The sequence below is a fragment of the Allopusillimonas soli genome, from assembly GCF_004153445.1.
In the GTDB taxonomy this organism is placed as follows: Bacteria; Pseudomonadota; Gammaproteobacteria; order Burkholderiales; family Burkholderiaceae_B; genus Allopusillimonas; species Allopusillimonas soli.
On record NZ_SDQC01000005.1, the window covers coordinates 285,170 to 303,482 of the forward strand.

The window sequence follows — 18,313 nt, forward strand, 5'->3', positions numbered from 1 at the left end:
CCCCACTACGCCGCCGTATATGCCTCTACTATTCGCGGCCCCACCGCTACAGGCAGTGTAGTTGTGTAAAAAACATATTTCCATGAGAATATTTGCACATTCATTGCTAATAAATGCGCAACGGAGACATCATGCTCGATTGGGATGGGCTGAGATATTTTCTGGAAGTGGCCCGCACGCAGCGTGTCAGCACCGCCGGCGCCCGGCTTGGCGTGCGCCATTCAACCGTATCGCGCCGCATCCAGGCGCTGGAACGCGAACTGGATACACTGTTGTTCGAAAAATCCAAGACCACTGGCTACACCCTGACGGAAGACGGCAGTCGGTTCCTGGCCTATGCCGAGCAGATCGAAGGCACGTTGAACTCGGCGCGCGAGGACATCGCCGGGCAATCGCGCACGCTGTCGGGGCATCTGCGCGTGGGATCCACGGAGGGCTTCGGCAGCTATGTGCTCTCGCCGCTCATGATCGACTTCCAGAACCGCTATCCCGCGATTACGCTCGATATCATGCCCGTGCCTCGATTCATCAGCCTGTCCAAGCGCGAGGCTGACATCGCCATTGCGCTGGAACGCCCGCAGCGCGGCCCTTACCTATGCACCAAGCTGCTGGACTACAGCCTGAAACTGTATGGGCACCGCGACTACCTGGCCCGTAACCAGCCCATCCGGACGCGAGGCGACCTGGCGCACCATGCCTTTATTGGATATGTCGACGAGCTGGTGTTCAGCGATCATTTACGCTATCTGGAGGATGTCGTTGCGCACACGCGCGTTATTTTTCGCAGCACGAGTGTGATTGCACAATATCATGCCGTGCTGCAGGGCCGATCCCTGGCCATCCTGCCATGCTTTATGGCGGAACAGGATGCGCGCCTGCAAGTGGTGCTCGAACAGGATGTCGCGGTGACGCGCAGTTTCTGGATGTACTGTCATGAGGATCTGCGCCATTCCGCGCGCGTCATGACGCTGTGGGACTTCCTCAAGCGCGCGGTGCAGTTGAACGCTCCGCTGCTCCGGGGTGAGTCAGGCGCGCTGCGGTTCCTGGACTGAGCACCGTCTTCGCGCTGGACGCTCCCCGGGCTGCGGACACATTGCTTACAATAATGCTTTCCCTTCCGTCGGCCCCCGCCATGAATGCACTGCAAGTACTCGAATCCAGCCCCGTCCTGCCGGTGATTGTCATCCATGACATGGACGTCGCTGTCGAGCTGGCGCATGCGCTGGTACGAGGAGGCGTAAGCTGCCTGGAAATCACGCTGCGCTCGGAAGCGGCGCTCGAAGCCATCGCACACATCAGCCGCGAGGTACCCGAGGCGCTGGTTGGCGCAGGCACCCTGCGCAATGCCCGGCAACTTGAGGCCGCCCTGCGCGCCGGCGCTCGTTTCGGTGTGAGCCCTGGCCTGACACCCGAACTCGCGGCTGCGGCGCGCAACGCCGACGTTCCATTCCTGCCCGGGGTCGCAACAGCGTCGGAATCCATGATCGCAGCCGATGCAGGCTTCACGGTACAGAAGCTGTTTCCCGCTCAGGCCGTCGGCGGCGTGGCGCTGCTCAAGGCTTTGTATGGCCCGATGCCGGATATCGCATTCTGCCCAACGGGCGGCATCAACGCGACCAATGCAGGCCAATACATGGCGCTGCCCAATGTGAAATGCGTGGGCGGCTCATGGCTGACGCCCGACGACGCGGTGGCGCGGCGCCAGTGGGATGAGATCACCGCGCTGGCCCGGCAAGCGTGCGCGCTGCGCACGGCCTCATAGCTCGCGCAGCGTTGCACGACATCCTGCCCGCTAGTCGGCCTTGTCCAGCGGATAGGCCGCCGGCGGTGTGTCACCGCGCAGCACGCACAGAAGATTGTCCACCGCCATGTGCGCCATCGCGGCGCGGGTTTCGTGCGTGGCGGATCCGGCATGCGGCAAGGCCAGCACGCTTGGATGGTCCCGTAGCGGAGAGTCTGCGGGCAAGGGTTCAGTGTCAAAGACGTCGAGCCCCGCCGCGCGCAGGCGGCCATGATCCAATGCATCCAGCAAGGCATCCTCTTGCACCACCGGGCCGCGGGCCGCATTGATCAATATGGCTTCCGGCTTCATCATGGCCAATTGCGCGGGCCCGATCATGCCGCGCGTGGCTTCCGTGAGCGGCAACATGACAACCAGAAAATCCGATTGCGCCAGGACATCGTTTAAAGATGCCGGGCATGCCTTGCCCTCCGGCAACCCACTATCGACCGCACTGCGCGTGTAGTACAGCACCGGCATGCCAAAGCCCAGTGCGGCCCGCCGCGCCACTGCCTTTCCGATGCGGCCGTAGCCGAGTATACCCAGCGTCTTGCCGTGCACATCCCAGCCATACTGCGCAGCCGTTATGCTCCGCCGCCAGCGGCCCTGTTGCACATAGCGGCCAAGTTCAAGTACACGCCGGCTCGTGCCGAGTATCAGCGCAAAAGTCAGATCGGCAACCGCTTCGGTAAGCACGCCAGGCGTGTGGCACAGCGTCACGCCGCGCTTCTTCATGGCGTCCAGAGCGAAATGATCTATCCCGACCGAAATAGTCGATATCACCTTGAGAAGGGGCGCCCGCGCCAGCAGAGAATCGTCGATGCGGTAGCCTGAGCCTATCAGGCCATGCACGAAGGGCAGCGCCTCGAAAAAAGCCTGTTCCTGCGCCTCCTGGCGTGGATCGGCCTCGATGACGTCGTGTTCGGCACGCACCCGCTCCAACTCTTGCGCGGGAAGCCCCCGGTATACCAGTACTTTCTTTCTGTCCATGTGATTATCCAGCAACAATGCGTGAGCCAGCAGACAACATGGTAGCCGATCAATCCATCCGGGCGAGCTCCGCGCGCGTCGGCAGGCCTTCCGTATCGCCCCTGACCTGGACCGCGCGAGCGCCTATCCATGCGCCGCGCCGCACGGCTTCGGTCAATGGCAAACCTTCAAGCAGCCCGCTGATAACACCCACTGCGAAACCATCGCCCGCGCCCACCGTGTCCACCACCTGCGCAACGGGGAACCCGGGCACATAGCCTTGCCCCGCTGCGTGGCTGAAGTAGGCGCCCTGCGCGCCCAGCTTGACGACCACCACCTGCGCACCGAGATTACGGTAATGCGCGGCAATCTCCTCGGGCGTATCGCATCCAGTCAGCAGGCGCCCTTCCTCGATACCCGGAAAGATCCAATCGGCGTCCGCCGCAAGCGCATTGATGCCTTGGCGCATATGCGCCGTGGAGGCCCACAGCGTTGGGCGCAGATTGGGATCGAAAGAGACGATCCCGCCCGATTTCCGCATCATGGACATGGTCTGGCGGGCCACCTCCATGCAGTTGCCGGAGATGGCGGCAAAGACGCCAGTGGCATGCAAGAGGCGCGCGGCACACAGCCACGCGGCATCGATTTCATCAACCCGCATAAGGCTGGCCGCCGAGCCCTTGCGGTGATATTCGACGGGAGGATCGCTGCCGTCGATAACGCGCCCCTTGAATTGAAAGCCTGTACGCTGCGCATCAGCGCATACGACATGCGAGCAGTCTATGCCCTCGCGTTGCATTTCCGCGAGCAGATACCGTCCCATCGTATCGTTTCCGAGGCGGCTGGCCCAGCCCACCTTGAAACCCAGACGTGCCAACCCGATGGCGACATTGGTCTCCGCGCCCGCCGTGCGCTTGTGAAAAAGCATGGCCTGTTCGAGCGGGCCGGGTTCATCGGCCACCAGCAAGGTCATGGCCTCGCCGAAGGTGATCACATCCAGCGCGTCAGTCTTGCGGTTTTCCCTCAACCGGGAAGTCATGATTCGTGTTCCTTTGCAAGTCCAATGTCAAAGACGTGTGGCCGGCCGTTTCTTTGCCGCCAACAGGGTCGCATTGATCGCGGCGCCGGTCAGGAGTTCAGTATCTGCCCGAGAAAAGTACGTGTTTTGTCGTGTTTCGGATTGCCAAAAAACTCGGCGGGCACGCCTTCCTCGACAATACGGCCATCCGCCATGAAAATCACGCGGTCCGCCACACTGCGCGCAAACCCCATTTCATGCGTCACGCACAGCATGGTCATGCCGTCCTGCGCAAGCCCTATCATGGTGTCCAGCACTTCCTTGACCATTTCCGGATCCAGCGCCGATGTGGGTTCGTCGAACAGCATGATTTTTGGCGTCATGCACAGGGCACGCGCAATCGCGACGCGCTGCTGCTGCCCGCCCGAGAGCTGGCTGGGATATTTGGCAGCCTGGTCGGCAATGCGCACGCGCCTGAGGTAGGTCATTGCCAGTTCCTCGGCTTGCGCCTTGCTGGCTCCGCGCGAACGCATAGGCGCCAACATGCAGTTCTGCAGCACCGTCATGTGCGGAAATAGGTTGAACTGCTGAAAGACCATGCCCACTTCCTGGCGCACAGCCTCTATGTTGCGCTCACCGGCCGTCAGCGCAATATCGTCGACCACGATCGTGCCCTGCTGTACCTTTTCCAATCCATTGATGCAGCGAATCAGCGTGGACTTGCCTGACCCCGACGGCCCGCAGATCACGATGCGTTCGCCCGGGGACACAGCCAGGGAAATATCCGTTAGGACCTGAAAATGGCCAAACCATTTGTTCAGGCCCTGGATACGGATGATGGGTTCCGAAGACCCCGCTTCCCGACGGACCGGCGCCGCAGCGGCTGTATTCGTATCAGTCATGGTGGGGAAAACCTCCGGAGATCGTTCGATTCATGACGATGGCGCGAGTCGCCTACTTCGAGCCCTTGGCTGCGGCGGTGCCGTCCGACAGCTTGGGCAGTGGGCTTCCCAGCCATTTCTGATAAAGCTTGTCAAAAGTACCGTTGTCGATGTTCTGCGTAATGAGCTTGTTGAATGTGTCCAGCGTCTTGGGTTCACCCTTGCGCATGGCCACCGCCATCTCCTGCTGCAGCAGCACAAATTTGGTGTCGAACTTGCCTGGCGCACGCTTGGCAATCTGACCGGCAACCGTGGTGGAACAGCCGATGGCATCGACCTGGCCGGAAAGCAGGGCCTGCATGGCGGAGGCGTCGTCATCGAAGCGCCGAATCTCGGCATCTTTGGGCGCTACCTTGGTCACGGCGATATCCTGCGTGCTGGCGCGCGCGACACCCACCCGCAATCCCGACAGATCCTCGGCCTTGCCGATTTTGTCGTCCTTGGGTCCAAACAGCACAATCTGCGCCGCCGAATAAGGATGCGAGAACTGTACCTGCTCCGCGCGCTTCGGTGTAATGGCCAGCGACGCAACGAGCACGTCGACCTTACCGGTCAGGAGAAAGGGAATGCGATTCGGCCCCGTCACGGGAACCAGTTCTATCTTTACGCCCAGGTCCTTGGCGAGTTGACGCGCCACATCCGCATCATAGCCATCCGGCTTGTTTTCTGCATTCAGGATGCCATAGGGCGGGAAATCCACCAGCAGCCCTGCCCGCAGCACACCGTTCTGCTTGATGGTGTCGATTGTTTCAGCGGCCGAGGCCGGCGCGGCTGCGGACAAGGCCAACGCGCCACAGCCCGCGAACAGGGCACTGACCAGGAAATTGCGTATCTTATTGTTCAGGAACATGATTTTGCCTCCATTAAAAATTCAACCGCCCGAAGCCGGGACTTCTAGCGCGCCAGCGATGCGGCCAGACGCCGCTCCATATAGCCCGCCAGCAGCGACAGCGGCCAGCACAATGCGAAATAAATAACAGCCACCACGGAAAACACCAGCATGGGCTGGAACGTGGCATTGTTGATGATCTGGCCCGCGCGGGTCAGCTCGGTAAAGCCGATGATGGCAGCCAGCGACGTGCCCTTGACGATCTGCACCAGATAGCCCACTGTGGGCGGCACGGCGATCTTCAGGGCCTGCGGCAGAACGACATCGCGCATCCTGTAGCGATAGGACAGGCCCAGCGCATCGGCTGCCTCCCATTGTCCTCGGGGAATAGCCTCGATGCAGCCTCGCCAGATTTCGCCCAGAAAAGCCCCGCTGTTCAAGGTCAGCGCCGTGGCGGCCGCAATCCAGGGATTGACTTCCAATCCGATCACGGGCGCGCCAAAGAACACCAGAAAGAGCTGCAGCAGCAGCGGCGTGCCGCGAAACAGCTGGATGAAGCCCATGGCCAGCCGCCGCGGGAGCGCATGTTCGGACGTCCGTGCCAATGCCACGGCAAGACCGACAATGCCTCCTCCAACGAATGCCATCAGCGACAACAGCACCGTCCATTGGGCTGCCTCAAGTATGAAAAGAAAGTCGGGGAGGCCGAAGATGCGCATTATCGTCTGTCCGGATAGTTCAGCCCCCACTGGAATACCAGCCGGAACAAATAGGAGAATGCCAACGTCAGGGCAAGATAGATGCCGGTGACAACGATATAAATCTCAAAATTGCGGAAGGTTTCGGACGTGAGATTGGCCGCCACCGAAGTCAAATCGTTGGCGGAAATGACCGACACCACGCTGGATGCGAGCATCAGGAGGATGAACTGGCTGGTCAGGGCCGGATAGATGGCCCGCAGTGCGGGCTTCAGGATCACAAACCGGAACACTTCCACGCGCGAAAGATTCAGCGCCAGCCCCGCTTCGATCTGGCCTCGGGGAATGGACTCAATGCCAGCGCGGACAATCTCCGTTGCGTAGGCGCCCAGATTGAACACCATGGCGACCAGCGCGGCGTAATAGGGAGACCAGCGTATGCCGATCGCCGGCAGGGCGAAAAAAAAGAAAAAAAGCTGTACGAGGAAAGGCGTGTTGCGGATGACCTCAATATAGACGCTGATGAGCCAGCGCAATGGCCGGGGACCGGCCGTTTTTCCCCACGCGCACAGAACGGCCAGCGCCAGCCCGAGAATCATGGCCGAGAACGACAGCTGTATCGTCATCCATGTGCCGCGCAGCAGGAGCGGCCAGGCGTCGAATACGGGACCGAACTGGAAATCGTAGTTCACGTTGTGCTGTATCCGTGTAATCGCGAGCGGCGAAACGTATGAAACCGGTTTCAGACTGGCATGAAAAGAAAACGAAATTGTAGCATCGACTTTTTTGCGACAGGCGTGAAACCGGGTTTTCCCCGAGCCTGGCCCATCATGCAATGGCTTGTCCGCCGGGGCAGCCATCCGCCTCTATTTCTACTGACGGCGTGTTGATCCTCGCGCAGCCAGAAGGCCTGGCAGCAACATACGGCGGGCCGGCGTGTCCAGCCCTCCTACACGCTGCAAAAGACACTGCGCGGCCAACTGCCCGATGCGGTCTGTAGGCTGCGCCATGGCGCTGATGCCGGGTCCCACAAAAGGCGCCCAGGGCGTATCGTCGATGCCGATGAGACCGATGTCGCGCCCGAGGCGCCATCCGAGCCGGGCGACTGCGGCAACCACCTGTAGTGTTACCACGGCATTGCCGGAAATCACCGCGGGAGACGCGCCCGCGGCACGCCGGCGCAATGCCTGCAATGCCTGCACCAGCGTTTCCTGATCGTCGACAGCGCTGTCCAGGCTTTGGCCCGAAACCGCCTGGCCGGGCATTGCATGCTGCACCAGAAAATCCTCGAATGCCCGTGATCGCTCGATGCGCGAACTGACCGCGCCACGCGGCTCTGTCACAAACAACAATTCACGATAGCCGCGCGCAAGCAGGTGCGAGGCGCTGTCGCCGATGGCCTGCCGGTTGTCGAGCGACACAAAATCCACATCAAGTCCGGGATGCAGCCGGTCCACCAGCACCACAGGTTTGCCTTGCGTCGCTGTTTCAAGCAGGGAGCCCGTGTCGTGGCCCATGGTGTTCAGGATGTAGCCTTCGACTTTGTACGAAGCAAGCGCCTTCAGGCCGGCACTTTCACGCTCGCGCTCATTGCCCAGGTTGAACAGCATGACCAGGTAGCCCGCCTTGCGGCACGCCTGCTCCGCGCCCCGCAGCACCGCCACGGAATAAGGATTGGCGATATCGGCCACGACAAGCCCGATGAGGCGGGACCGACCGCGCTTGAGCGCCTGGGCCATGGGACTGGGCACATAGCCCAGCTCGGCCACGGCGGCCTCCACGCGTGCGGCGATTTCCGGTGAAAGCAACGCGTCGCGATGATTCAGGAACCGCGATACGGTGGCCTTGGAGACGCCCGCGTGGCGCGCAACGTCGGCAATGGTATTGCGGCGGCTGGCAGGCTTGCTCATGCCAGGCTGACCCAGGCACTGTCCGCATGACTGCTATCGAGAACGGCCTGGATGAAGCGATGCCCCATGACGCCGTCGCGAAAATCGGGTAGCAGACCTTCAGGCGTGCTGCCGCGCCCGCCTGCCTGAATGCGGTCCGCCGCGTCGCGGTACAGCTGCGCAAACGCTTCTATATAGCCCTCCGGGTGTCCGGCGGGAATGCGCGTGGCATGCAGGGCATCCTGGCCTTGCACGCGTCCGCGCGTAAGCCGCTGCGCGGCGCCGCCCTGGGGCGTCAGCCAAAGCTCATTGGGATTTTCCTGTTCGAATCGCAACTGCGCATGCGTGCCATAGATGCGCAGCGTCAGGGCATTCTCGCAGCCTGTGGCGACCTGGCTGGCCCATAGCGTGCCGCGCGCGCCATTGGCATAGCGCAGCATGACTTGCACGTGATCATCCAGTACCCGGCCGTGCCCGAATGTGCTGAGCTCCGCAGCCAAATGACTGGGCTCCACACCACTGACATAAGCCGCCAACTGGTAGGCATGCACGCCCACATCACCCAATGTGCCCGCTGGCCCTGCCATGGCCGGATCTTCCCGCCAGGCGCCTTCGCCCGTGATGGCCGGCCCGCCCGCCCACCAGTCTTGAGCGTATTCGACCTGAAGCAACCGCAGTTCGCCTATTGCGCCCTGCCTCACAAGCTCGCGCGCATGCCGGACCATGGGATAGCCCGTATAGGTGTGCGTGAGCACGCAGACCAATCCACTGCGGGCTGCCTGCGCCTGGAGCATTTCGGCCTGAGCCAGCGATATGGCCAGCGGCTTGTCGCAAATGACGTGTATTCCCTGCGCCAGAAAAGCGCTGGCCACCGGGGCATGCAGGTGATTGGGCGTGACGATGGAAACGACATCGATGCCGCCCTGCCCCGCGCGCCGTAATGCGCCTTCGCATTCGGCCATCTCCTGCCAATGCAAGTAGCTGCGTTCCGATGCAATACCCGCCTCTGCGGCGCTGGCGGCACTTTTTTCCGGACGGCTGGACAGCGCACCGGCAAGCAGCTCGTAGCGATCATCCAGGCGGGCAGCCATGCGATGCACCGCGCCGATGAATGCCCCCTGGCCGCCGCCAACCATGCCCCATTTCAGTTTCTTGCCCATCATCTTTCCCGCATTCAGGCATCCAGTCCCAGCATGGCCCGCCGTTGGTCCGCCGAAACGCCGCTGTCGACAAAATCGTCAAAAGCGCGTTCCGCTACACGAATAAGATGATCGCGAATGAAGGACGCGCCCTCCGCAGCGCCCTGCTCCGGATGCTTGAGACAGCACTCCCACTCCAGGACCGCCCATCCGTCAAAATCGTACTGCGCCATACGTGAAAAAATGCCGGTGAAATCCACCTGGCCGTCGCCAAGAGAGCGAAAGCGACCCGCGCGCCCGAGCCAGGAAGCGTATCCCCCATAGACGCCCTGCCGGCCCGTGGGATTGAACTCCGCGTCCTTCACATGAAAGCATTTCACGCGTTCGTGATAAATGTCCAGGAAGGCCAGGTAGTCCAGTTGCTGCAGGAGGAAATGACTTGGATCATACAGAATATTGGCCCGCTCATGACCGCCGACGCCTTCCAGGAAACGCTCGAAGCTGATGCCGTCATGCAGATCCTCTCCCGGATGCAGCTCAAAACCGATGTCGACCCCCGCGTCGTCAAATGCGTCGAGTACCGGTCGCCAACGCCGCGCCAGCTCGTCAAAAGCATCCTCGACAAGCCCGGCGGGCCGCTGTGGCCATGGATAGAGATAGGGCCACGCCAACGCGCCTGAAAATGTGGCATGCGCGCGCAATTCCAGTCTGCGCGACGCCTGGGCGGCCAGCAGCAATTGCTGGTGTGCCCAGGCTTGCCGCGCCTTGGGCTTGCCGCGCACCGCCGCAGCGGCGAACCCGTCGAACAGCGTATCGTAGGCGGGATGCACCGCAAGCAGCTGCCCTTGCAAATGCGTGGACAGCTCGGTAATGGCCACGCCGGCGTCGGCCAGCATGCCCCGTACATCGTCGCAGTATGACTGGCTATTGGCTGCCTGCTCCAAATCGAACAGCGCCGGATCATTGGTGGGTATCTGCACCCCTTTGTAGCCCAGGCCGGCCGCCCATGCGGCCAGGCCCTTCAAGCTGTCAAAGGGGGCCTTTTTCCCAGCAAACTGTGCCAGGAAAATAGCCGGACCTTTGATGGTTTTCATGCACGACTCCGTTCAGAATGGCGAATCAGGAAAGTAGAAGTCCTTCGCATTTTCCTTGGTGATCAGGACCGAAGGAATGATGGTCTTGGCGGGCAGGGCTTCGCCCTTCAGGCGCGCCTCGGCAGTCAGCTTGATTGCGTCGTAAATGAACTTCGGCGAATAGGAAACATCAGCCTTGATGAGCGGATTGCTGTCGTCCAGTATGGTCTTGACCATGCCCTTGGCACCCGCGCCGCCAAACACGATCTTGATGTCCTTGCGATCCGCCTGGCGTATCGCCTTGAGCACGCCAACAGCCATATCATCATCAGCCGCCCAGACTGCATCAATGTGCTTGAAACGCGTCAGGTAATCCTGCATGACCTTGAAGGCGTCGTCGCGATTCCAGTTGCCGTAGCGCGCATCCAGTATCTTGATGTCCGGATGCTTGTCGGTCACCGCCTTGAAGGCGTCCATGCGCTCATTGTCAAGCGTGGTGGGAATGCCTCGCAGCACAACGACATCGCCCTTGCCGTTCAGTTGCTCCACCAGATACTCGGCGGCCAGCCTGCCGAACGCCGTGTTGTCGCCCGACACATAGGCATCCTGGGCGCTGGTGTCCGTCAGGCCGCGGTCGACCACGGTAATGTACACACCCTTTTTCTTAAGCTGCATGACCGGTTGGGTCAGCGAAGCCGACTCAAAGGGCATGATGACCAGCGCGTTGATCTTGTTCACCGTGAGCAGATCCTGCAGCTGATTGGCCTGCTGCGGCGCACCGCTGGATGTCTTCACAATGACCTTCAGCTCGGGATGCGCTTTCTCCAACTCTTTCTTGGCCTGTTCCGACCACCACACCACGCCGGCTGTAAAGCTGTGCGTGGCGGCGGGGATGGACACACCCAGCGTGACCGGCTCGGCGGCCGGTGCCGCGGTGCTCCACATGCCCAGCATGGCGATGGCGCCCAGGCCGGCTGCAATACTGCGTAGCGATCGTTTCATTGTTACCTCCAGGTTTGGCTTTTTTAGGAAGAAAACCGGATACGCGGCCAGAAGGCGTGACCCGGAATAGCTCAGGTTCGGCGCCGTTGCAGGAACGCCACGATGATAATGACGAACCCCTGCACCGCCGCGTTCAGATAAACGCTGATGATGCTGGTGAGATTCAGGATATTGCCGATCACGGACAACAGGATGGCGCCCACAACCGTGCCCGTCATGGTTCCCGACCCGCCCTTTAGCGCCGTGCCGCCCACAATGACCGCGGCAATCGCCTCCAATTCCCATAGCAGCCCGGTGGTGGGCGTTGCCGATCCCAGACGCGGCACATACAGCACGGTGGCAATACCCACGCAAATGCCCAGCAGAACATAGGTAAGCGTCTTGGTCAGGTCCACGTTCACCGCGGCATAGCGGGCCACCTGTTCATTCGAGCCTATGGCTTGCACATAGCGCCCGAAGGCGCTGCGGTTCAACAGCAGGCCGCCCAGCAGCGCGATGGCCAGAAACACCCATACGGGGACAGGCACGCCGAGCAGGCTTGCGTAATACACAGGGCTGTATGCATCCGACAGATTCATGTCCAGCGTGATCGCGCCACCGTCGGACAGATAGGTCAGATAGGCGCGAAAGATGCCCAACGTGCCCAGGGTGACAATAAAGGGTTCAATGCGCCCCCGGGTAATGAGCAGCCCGTGCGCGAGGCCCAGCACACCCCCCAGCAGCAATGCGAAGGCCATGCCTATGGCAATTACCAGTGCCGGGGATGCAACGGCCCCCGTGAGCCCATTCATCACCAGAATCATGCTGCCGGCAATCAGTGCCGCCATCGAGCCGACAGAAAGATCGATGCCACCGGAAATGATCACAAAGCACATGCCTACGGAAATAATCCCGATGAACGATGTGCGTGTCAGCACATTCATGATGTTGTCGACATCGGCAAAACTGCTGTTAAGCAGCGTACCCGCAACGCACAGCAACACGAGGCCGGCGATGGGACCCAGACCGTGCAGGCGCCCGCCCCAGCCCGATCCGGAAAGCCGCGGCAGGCTGCCGCGCTCGTTCGCCGCCGCGGCGGTCTCTGACTTGGAGGGCGCTGCCGGGCCGCGTCCGCCCTCAGCTGGATTGGTGTGTTCCGGTTGCATGCGCAATCAGCTCCTTCTCGTTCAGTTGCTCCGCATCCAGCATGGCCGTGAGATATCCCGTGCGCATCACCGCTACCCTATGGCATAGCCCGATGAGCTCGACCAGCTCGGACGAAATCACAATGACTGCCAAGCCTTGCCTGGCCAGGTCATGAATGAGGAAGTAGATGTCGCGTTTGGCGCCTATGTCCACGCCACGTGTCGGCTCGTCCAGAACGACAATGCCGGGGCCGGGATGCAGTACCTTGGCCAATGCCAGTTTCTGCTGGTTGCCGCCCGACAATGAAGAGGCGAGCGCCTCCGGGTCTCGCGCGCGTATGCCGAACGCCTGAATGGCCTGCTCCATGGCGCGCCGCTCCGCAGCCGCGTCCAGGAGCGGATGCGTGTAGCGCTGAAGCGCCATTAGCGTAAGATTCTGCCGCATCCCGAAGGACAGAACAATGCCCTTGCCCTTGCGGTCCTCGCTCAGGTAGGTCAGCCCCTGGCGTGCCGCATCGCGCGGATTGCGAATCTGCGTTTCGCGCCCGCCTATGCGTATGCGTCCCGACGTGCGGCGCCGCAAGCCAAGCAAGCCTTCGAACAATTCAGTGCGGCCGGCGCCTACCAGGCCAGCAAAGCCCAATATCTCGCCCGGCCTGACCGAAAAACCGACATCATGCGCCCATCCCGGCACCTCGATTCCCTGGACCTCCAGCGCAAACTCCGCGTTTTCCGGAGCGTGAGCCTTGGATGGAAACAGGTCCTCGAGTTCGCGCCCGACCATCAGGTTGGCCATCTCCCGGCGTGAGACGGAGGCGGTGGGCCGGCTTGTGACGTAGGCGCCATCGCGCATGACGACAATGTCGTCGGTGATGCGCGCCACCTCGTCCAGCTTGTGCGATATATAGATGACGCTGCAACCCCGGCCCCGCATCTGGCTGATGAGGCCGAACAACCGGTCAGTCTCGGTGGGGGTGAGCGTTGCCGTCGGCTCATCCATGATGAGCAATCGCGCATCCCGGGCCAGTGCCTTGGCAATTTCCACCAGCTGCTTTTCAGCCACGATCAGTTGGCTGACGCGGGCATCCGGATCCACGTTCAGCCCGACACGCTTGAGCAGTGCAGCAGTTTCCGTGCGCATGCGCGCCGCGTCCAGGAATAGACCGCGCCGGTGCTCGCGGCCAAGAAAAATATTCTCGGCGATGGTGAGATCCTCGGCCAGGTTGATTTCCTGGTGGATAAGTACGATGCCCAGCATCTCCGCCTCACGTGGCGATGCGAAATCGCACGGCTTGCCGTCCACCCACACTCGCCCTTGCGTCGGACGCTCATAGCCACCGAGAATTTTCATCAGCGTGGACTTGCCGGCGCCGTTTTCCCCGAGCAGGCCGTGTACTTTGCCTGGCGGTAAAGAGAAGCTCACGTCGCGCAGCACGCGCACAGGGCCGAAATCCTTGCTGACCGATTCGAATGCTATCGTCAGACTCATCAAGCGCTCTCCCGAAGTACCAGGCTGTGCGGCAGAATGATGCCTTCCGCGCCGGATTTCTGTGTATCCAGCCTGCGCAGCAACAAGGCGGCGGCATGCCTGCCGAGATCGCGCATGGGCTGCGCCACCGTCGTCAACGACGGACAGGTCTGGCGCGCAAGATCAATATCATCGAACCCCATGACCGCCATGTCGCCGGGAACGCTCAGCCCACTGTCGTGCAGACCGCGCATCACGCCCAGCGCCAGTGTGTCGGACACCGCGAAAATGGCGGTAGGCGGATCAGTCAACGCCAATAGACCCGCAACCGCGCTGCGGCCGGCCGCGAAATCCAGCCCCTCGGCGCGAACCAGATATTCATCCTCGACCTCGATGCCCGCGGCGGCCAGCGCATCCATGTATCCCTGCAGCCGCTCGCGCGCATACATATAGCGGGTATCGGAATTGACGAAGGCGATCCGGCAATGGCCCTTGTCCAGCAGATATGCTGCCGCCTCGCGCGCTGCCGCGCGGTTGTCGATGCCCGCATAGGGAATGCCGGCGCCACGATCGAATTCGCAGCAAGCCACCCAGGGAAAATGCAGCGCCTCGGCCTGCCGCGCCTGCTGCACGGTATCCGGATCCAGGCAGATCGCCCCGTCGGCCCGGCGCGTGTGCAGCAGATCGAGATAGCGCCGTTCCCGGAACGGATCGCCATTGGTCTCGCACAGCAACAGCGCATAGCTGCGCGCCTGCACAGCCTCGTCTATGCCCTGCACGATCTGCGCATAAAAAGGATTGCCAATATCGGGCACCATCACCAGCAGCAAACGGCTTTCATCGGTGCGTAGGCTGCGAGCGAGTTGATTGACGCGATAGCCAAGTGCGTGGATGGACGCCGTGACCCGTGCTCGCGTGGACTCGCGCACGGCTTGGCTCGCGTTGAGCACGCGCGATACCGTGGCCACCGATACGCCGGCGTGCGCCGCCACCTGGGAAATGGACACTTTGCCTTCCCCTGCGGCGTCCCCGTCGAGCTGATGATGCTTGGCGCCCACTGCTTGTTCCACATTAATGTAATCGATTACATTATCCTGGGCGGCGCTGCCTTTTCCCATGCGGGCTTACCCTAAAGCCGTCCCGTCATTACAATGGGGTAACAATGGCGCCGCCAGGCTGATTCAGGCGCGCCGCGCGTAATGAAGGAAGTTCATGGCAACGACTCCAGCCTTCGATATCGTCTTTTTCGGTGGCACCGGCGACTTGGCCTTGCGCAAGCTGTTGCCGTCGCTCTACCACGCCCACAAGGATGGTGTCCTGCATCCCGATGGACGCATCCACGCCCTGGGTCGCAAGGCACTGGGGCAGGACGGCTACCTGGCGCTCCTTGAAGAGCGCGTGCGCCCGCGACTGGGCGAGCACGCCGACGAGCCGATGTGGAAAACCTTTCTGGCGCGCGTGCATTTCCATGTTCTCGACGCTCAGCAGCCCCAGCATTACGCCACACTGGCCAATGTGCTGGGACCTCCGTCGGACCGTGTCGTCGTGTGCTATCTGGCCACGGCGCCATCACTGTTCATCCCAATCTGCGAGCATCTCGCGGCGGCTGGTTTGAATCACTCCAACGTGCGGGTGGTGCTCGAGAAACCCCTGGGACACGACCTCCCCTCCTCCAACGCTATCAACGAAGCGGTGGGCCAGTGCTTCACCGAGAATCAGATCTACCGCATCGATCATTACCTGGGCAAGGAGTCGGTGCAGAATCTGCTTGCCGTGCGCTTTGGCAACACGCTGTTCGAGCCGCTGTGGCGGCGCGAGTGGATAGACAACGTCCAGATCACCATCGCCGAGGAGCTGGGCGTCGAAGAGCGCGGCGATTTCTACGACCGCACCGGCGCACTGCGCGACATGCTGCAAAGTCATCTGCTGCAATTGCTGTGCATGGTGGCCATGGAACCGCCAGCGAGCCTCACCGAAGACGCTGTGCGCGACGAAAAGCTCAAGGTGCTTCGATCGCTCAAGCCATTCACACCCGAAGACGTGCTCACCAAGGCTGTGCGCGGACAATACCGCAGCGGCGCCATCAACGGCAGGCCTGTGCCGGCGTATCGGGACGAGCCCCATGTCGACCCGGCCAGCAATACGGAGACCTTCGTAGCGCTGCAGGCCGAAGTATCGAACTGGCGCTGGTCGGGCGTGCCGTTCTTTCTACGCACCGGCAAGCGCATGCAGGAACGCGTTGCGGAAATCGTCATCAACTTCCGCCGCGTCCCGCACACGCTGTTTCCCATGCCCATAGGCCTGCAGTCGGGCAACAGGCTCGTCATCCGGCTGCAGCCCAAAGAGGGCGTGCGCCTGTATTTCCTTGCCAAGCAGCCAGGCGATGCGATGAGCCTGCAGTCCACGTATCTGGATCTGGACTTCCATGCGATGTTCAAGGCGCGCTGGTCCGATGCGTACGAGCGCCTGCTCCTGGATGTGATACGCGGGCGGCTTGCGCTCTTCATGCGACGCGATGAGCAGGCCCAGGCATGGTCCTGGGTCGAACCCATTCTTGACTGCTGGAGCAGGCACGCCATTGCGCCCAAGATGTATACCGCAGGCAGTTGGGGGCCCGCTGCATCCAGCGGCCTGCTTTCGCGAGCGGGCGTAGCCTGGCACGAGGAGGCCTGAATCATGTGGCGCGAATTTGAATCCTCCGTGGACTGCGCGCGGGCTCTAGCCACCGACATCGGCACCCGGCTCGAGCGCGTGGTCGAACGCAATGGCAGCGCAGGCCTGGCGGTATCCGGTGGCCGTAGCCCGATTGCGCTTTTCGAGACCCTCAGCGGTCTGGATCTGCCCTGGGCCGCCATCAACATCTCCCTGGTGGATGAGCGTTTCGTGCCCACCGACAGCGAGGACAGCAATGAACATCTTGTGCGCACGCACCTGCTTCGCGGCAGCGCGGCCCATGCGCACTTTACCGGGCTGGTCACGGACGCGGACGATCTTGCACACTCGCTCGAGACAGCCAACCTGGCCGAGGGCGATCCCGCGGTCGTTGTGCTGGGTATGGGCGACGACGGCCATACCGCGTCGCTTTTCCCCGGCGCGCCTCAACTTCCTCAAGGCCTGGATCCGCGCAGCCCCCAGCGCTACGTGCACATAACGCCTCCCCATGCCCCGCACGAACGCATCAGCATGACGCTACGCGCCATTCTGTCCGCGCGCCGCATCATTCTGCTCATCTCAGGCGCGCATAAACGGGAGGTATTGGGACGCGCCGCCACCGGACCCGATCCCGCCCTGCCCGTGAGCTATGTCATCAACCAAACCGGAGTTCCCTTCGATGTCTACTGGCACGCCTGACACCCCCGCGCCCGCGGCCTCACGCCAACACGAATGCCACCTGGTTGCCGACGTGGGCGGCACACACGCCCGTTTTGCGCTTTGCACCAGCGTCGACGACATTCACGGTATCGAGGTCCTCGGCAGCGACGATTTCCCCACCATGGAAGCGGCCATCCGCCAGTACCTGGCCAACCAGGGCAACCCCCATGTGCGGCACGCCGTCATCGGCATCGCCAACCCCATCCTGGGTGACCATATCAAAATGACCAATGCGAGCTGGGAGTTTTCCATTGAACAGTTGCGCAAGGCCCTGAAGTTCGAGAATCTGCATGTCATCAACGACTTCACCGCGCAGGCGCTGGCCATCCCGCATCTGCACGCCAACGAACTATACAAGGTTGGCGGCGGCGAGGCCGTGCCGGGCGCGGCATTGGGCGTTCTGGGCCCCGGAACCGGACTGGGCGTGTCCGGGCTCGTGCGCACGCCGAGAGGCCGATGGATTCCTCTTGCGGCCGAGGGCGGACATGTCAGCTTTGCTCCGCAGGACGACCTCGAAGCCATGCTCTGGCGCGCAGCGCGCGGCAAGCATCCCGACCATGTATCCGTGGAGAGATTGGTTTCCGGCCCCGGCTTGGCCTTCATCTATGAATGTCTGTGCAACGATGCCGGGCAGGCTGTGCAGGACTACTCCCCGTCCCAGATCAGCGAACACGGCATCGCCAATACCGATAGAATCTGTCGTCTTGCGCTGGATACCTTCTGTGCAATACTCGGCACCGCCGCCAGCGATCTGGCGTTGACCCTGGGTGCACGCGGCGGCATTTACATTGGCGGTGGCATCGTCAAGAAGCTGGGAGACTATTTTCATCAGTCCCCCTTCCGCATGCGATTCGAAGACAAGGGGAGGTTCAGCGGTTATCTTGCCGCCATTCCTGTCCATGTCATTGATGCACGTCAGCCCGCCTTGCGGGGCGCGGCCGCGTACTTCGAAACGCTGGCCAACGAATAGCACCGAACCACCCCGCACGTCAGCCAGCGCCAAGTCGCTGT

At 61.8% G+C, this 18,313-nt stretch carries 18 protein-coding genes; 5 read left to right on the forward strand and 13 right to left on the reverse strand.

What is annotated here, in order from left to right:
• Positions 1-131 precede the first annotated feature (131 nt).
• On the forward strand, positions 132-1,052 hold the full coding sequence (locus ERD78_RS16245) for a LysR family transcriptional regulator (RefSeq protein WP_129970447.1): 921 nt from the start codon (positions 132-134) through the stop codon (positions 1,050-1,052).
• Positions 1,053-1,132: 80 nt separating this feature from the next.
• Complete coding sequence (gene eda / locus ERD78_RS16250; protein ID WP_129970449.1) at positions 1,133-1,762, forward strand: bifunctional 4-hydroxy-2-oxoglutarate aldolase/2-dehydro-3-deoxy-phosphogluconate aldolase; 630 nt, start codon at positions 1,133-1,135, stop codon at positions 1,760-1,762.
• Positions 1,763-1,792: 30 nt separating this feature from the next.
• Here eda and ERD78_RS16255 read toward each other — a convergent pair whose 3' ends face one another.
• The 13 genes from ERD78_RS16255 to ERD78_RS16315 all read right to left on the reverse strand — a co-directional run bounded on the left by ERD78_RS16255 (position 1,793) and on the right by ERD78_RS16315 (position 15,048).
• Positions 1,793-2,770: a 2-hydroxyacid dehydrogenase gene (locus ERD78_RS16255; protein WP_129970451.1), complete on the reverse strand. Its 978-nt coding sequence runs from the start codon at positions 2,768-2,770 to the stop codon at positions 1,793-1,795.
• Between the two features lie 49 nt (positions 2,771-2,819).
• A complete protein-coding gene (locus ERD78_RS16260; RefSeq protein ID WP_129970453.1) occupies positions 2,820-3,788 on the reverse strand; it encodes a sugar kinase in 969 nt (322 codons plus the stop codon).
• Between the two features lie 89 nt (positions 3,789-3,877).
• On the reverse strand, positions 3,878-4,669 hold the full coding sequence (locus ERD78_RS16265) for an amino acid ABC transporter ATP-binding protein (RefSeq protein WP_129970455.1): 792 nt from the start codon (positions 4,667-4,669) through the stop codon (positions 3,878-3,880).
• Between the two features lie 52 nt (positions 4,670-4,721).
• Positions 4,722-5,558: a transporter substrate-binding domain-containing protein gene (locus tag ERD78_RS16270; RefSeq protein WP_129970457.1), complete on the reverse strand. Its 837-nt coding sequence runs from the start codon at positions 5,556-5,558 to the stop codon at positions 4,722-4,724.
• Between the two features lie 44 nt (positions 5,559-5,602).
• Positions 5,603-6,256: an amino acid ABC transporter permease gene (locus tag ERD78_RS16275; protein WP_129970459.1), complete on the reverse strand. Its 654-nt coding sequence runs from the start codon at positions 6,254-6,256 to the stop codon at positions 5,603-5,605.
• Complete coding sequence (locus ERD78_RS16280) at positions 6,256-6,927, reverse strand: amino acid ABC transporter permease (RefSeq protein ID WP_129970461.1); 672 nt, start codon at positions 6,925-6,927, stop codon at positions 6,256-6,258. The genes ERD78_RS16275 and ERD78_RS16280 overlap by 1 nt, the downstream gene beginning before the upstream one ends.
• Positions 6,928-7,107: 180 nt before the next feature.
• On the reverse strand, positions 7,108-8,145 hold the full coding sequence (locus ERD78_RS16285) for a LacI family DNA-binding transcriptional regulator (protein WP_129970463.1): 1,038 nt from the start codon (positions 8,143-8,145) through the stop codon (positions 7,108-7,110).
• Positions 8,142-9,287 (reverse strand): Gfo/Idh/MocA family protein, encoded by a 1,146-nt coding sequence (locus ERD78_RS16290; RefSeq protein WP_129970465.1) that lies wholly within the window; start codon positions 9,285-9,287, stop codon positions 8,142-8,144. The genes ERD78_RS16285 and ERD78_RS16290 overlap by 4 nt, the downstream gene beginning before the upstream one ends.
• A gap of 11 nt (positions 9,288-9,298) precedes the next feature.
• A complete protein-coding gene (locus ERD78_RS16295; protein ID WP_129970467.1) occupies positions 9,299-10,357 on the reverse strand; it encodes a sugar phosphate isomerase/epimerase family protein in 1,059 nt (352 codons plus the stop codon).
• 12 nt (positions 10,358-10,369) lie between these two features.
• Positions 10,370-11,338 (reverse strand): substrate-binding domain-containing protein, encoded by a 969-nt coding sequence (locus ERD78_RS16300; protein WP_129970469.1) that lies wholly within the window; start codon positions 11,336-11,338, stop codon positions 10,370-10,372.
• A gap of 71 nt (positions 11,339-11,409) precedes the next feature.
• Entirely contained in the window at positions 11,410-12,483 is a 1,074-nt protein-coding gene (locus tag ERD78_RS16305) for an ABC transporter permease (protein WP_129970471.1), read from the reverse strand.
• Positions 12,455-13,951, reverse strand: coding sequence for a sugar ABC transporter ATP-binding protein (locus ERD78_RS16310; RefSeq protein ID WP_129970473.1), 1,497 nt, complete (start codon positions 13,949-13,951; stop codon positions 12,455-12,457). Before ERD78_RS16310 ends, ERD78_RS16305 begins: the two co-directional genes overlap by 29 nt.
• On the reverse strand, positions 13,951-15,048 hold the full coding sequence (locus ERD78_RS16315; protein ID WP_167668958.1) for a LacI family DNA-binding transcriptional regulator: 1,098 nt from the start codon (positions 15,046-15,048) through the stop codon (positions 13,951-13,953). Before ERD78_RS16315 ends, ERD78_RS16310 begins: the two co-directional genes overlap by 1 nt.
• Before the next feature lie 94 nt (positions 15,049-15,142).
• Between ERD78_RS16315 and zwf the strand changes: the two genes are divergently transcribed.
• From zwf to ERD78_RS16330, 3 genes are read left to right on the forward strand one after another with little or no spacing between them, the layout of a single operon-like run.
• Positions 15,143-16,603, forward strand: a complete 1,461-nt coding sequence (zwf, locus tag ERD78_RS16320) for a glucose-6-phosphate dehydrogenase (RefSeq protein WP_129970475.1) — start codon at positions 15,143-15,145, stop codon at positions 16,601-16,603.
• 3 nt (positions 16,604-16,606) lie between these two features.
• A complete protein-coding gene (pgl, locus tag ERD78_RS16325) occupies positions 16,607-17,281 on the forward strand; it encodes a 6-phosphogluconolactonase (RefSeq protein ID WP_129970477.1) in 675 nt (224 codons plus the stop codon).
• Positions 17,262-18,272 (forward strand): glucokinase, encoded by a 1,011-nt coding sequence (locus ERD78_RS16330; RefSeq protein WP_129970479.1) that lies wholly within the window; start codon positions 17,262-17,264, stop codon positions 18,270-18,272. The genes pgl and ERD78_RS16330 overlap by 20 nt, the downstream gene beginning before the upstream one ends.
• Positions 18,273-18,313 lie beyond the last annotated feature (41 nt).

Bases quoted from the DNA above. Each gene is read 5' to 3' on its own strand.
- ERD78_RS16330 (WP_129970479.1), top strand. From the start codon at position 17,262: ATGTCTACTGGCACGCCTGACACCCCCGCGCCCGCGGCCTCACGCCAA.
- ERD78_RS16305 (WP_129970471.1), bottom strand. From the start codon at position 12,483: ATGCAACCGGAACACACCAATCCAGCTGAGGGCGGACGCGGCCCGGCA.
- ERD78_RS16290 (WP_129970465.1), bottom strand. From the start codon at position 9,287: ATGATGGGCAAGAAACTGAAATGGGGCATGGTTGGCGGCGGCCAGGGG.
- ERD78_RS16310 (WP_129970473.1), bottom strand. From the start codon at position 13,951: ATGAGTCTGACGATAGCATTCGAATCGGTCAGCAAGGATTTCGGCCCT.
- ERD78_RS16295 (WP_129970467.1), bottom strand. From the start codon at position 10,357: ATGAAAACCATCAAAGGTCCGGCTATTTTCCTGGCACAGTTTGCTGGG.
- ERD78_RS16300 (WP_129970469.1), bottom strand. From the start codon at position 11,338: ATGAAACGATCGCTACGCAGTATTGCAGCCGGCCTGGGCGCCATCGCC.
- pgl (WP_129970477.1), top strand. From the start codon at position 16,607: ATGTGGCGCGAATTTGAATCCTCCGTGGACTGCGCGCGGGCTCTAGCC.
- ERD78_RS16315 (WP_167668958.1), bottom strand. From the start codon at position 15,048: ATGGGAAAAGGCAGCGCCGCCCAGGATAATGTAATCGATTACATTAAT.
- eda (WP_129970449.1), top strand. From the start codon at position 1,133: ATGAATGCACTGCAAGTACTCGAATCCAGCCCCGTCCTGCCGGTGATT.
- ERD78_RS16245 (WP_129970447.1), top strand. From the start codon at position 132: ATGCTCGATTGGGATGGGCTGAGATATTTTCTGGAAGTGGCCCGCACG.
- ERD78_RS16265 (WP_129970455.1), bottom strand. From the start codon at position 4,669: ATGACTGATACGAATACAGCCGCTGCGGCGCCGGTCCGTCGGGAAGCG.
- ERD78_RS16260 (WP_129970453.1), bottom strand. From the start codon at position 3,788: ATGACTTCCCGGTTGAGGGAAAACCGCAAGACTGACGCGCTGGATGTG.
- ERD78_RS16270 (WP_129970457.1), bottom strand. From the start codon at position 5,558: ATGTTCCTGAACAATAAGATACGCAATTTCCTGGTCAGTGCCCTGTTC.
- ERD78_RS16275 (WP_129970459.1), bottom strand. From the start codon at position 6,256: ATGCGCATCTTCGGCCTCCCCGACTTTCTTTTCATACTTGAGGCAGCC.
- ERD78_RS16285 (WP_129970463.1), bottom strand. From the start codon at position 8,145: ATGAGCAAGCCTGCCAGCCGCCGCAATACCATTGCCGACGTTGCGCGC.
- zwf (WP_129970475.1), top strand. From the start codon at position 15,143: ATGGCAACGACTCCAGCCTTCGATATCGTCTTTTTCGGTGGCACCGGC.
- ERD78_RS16255 (WP_129970451.1), bottom strand. From the start codon at position 2,770: ATGGACAGAAAGAAAGTACTGGTATACCGGGGGCTTCCCGCGCAAGAG.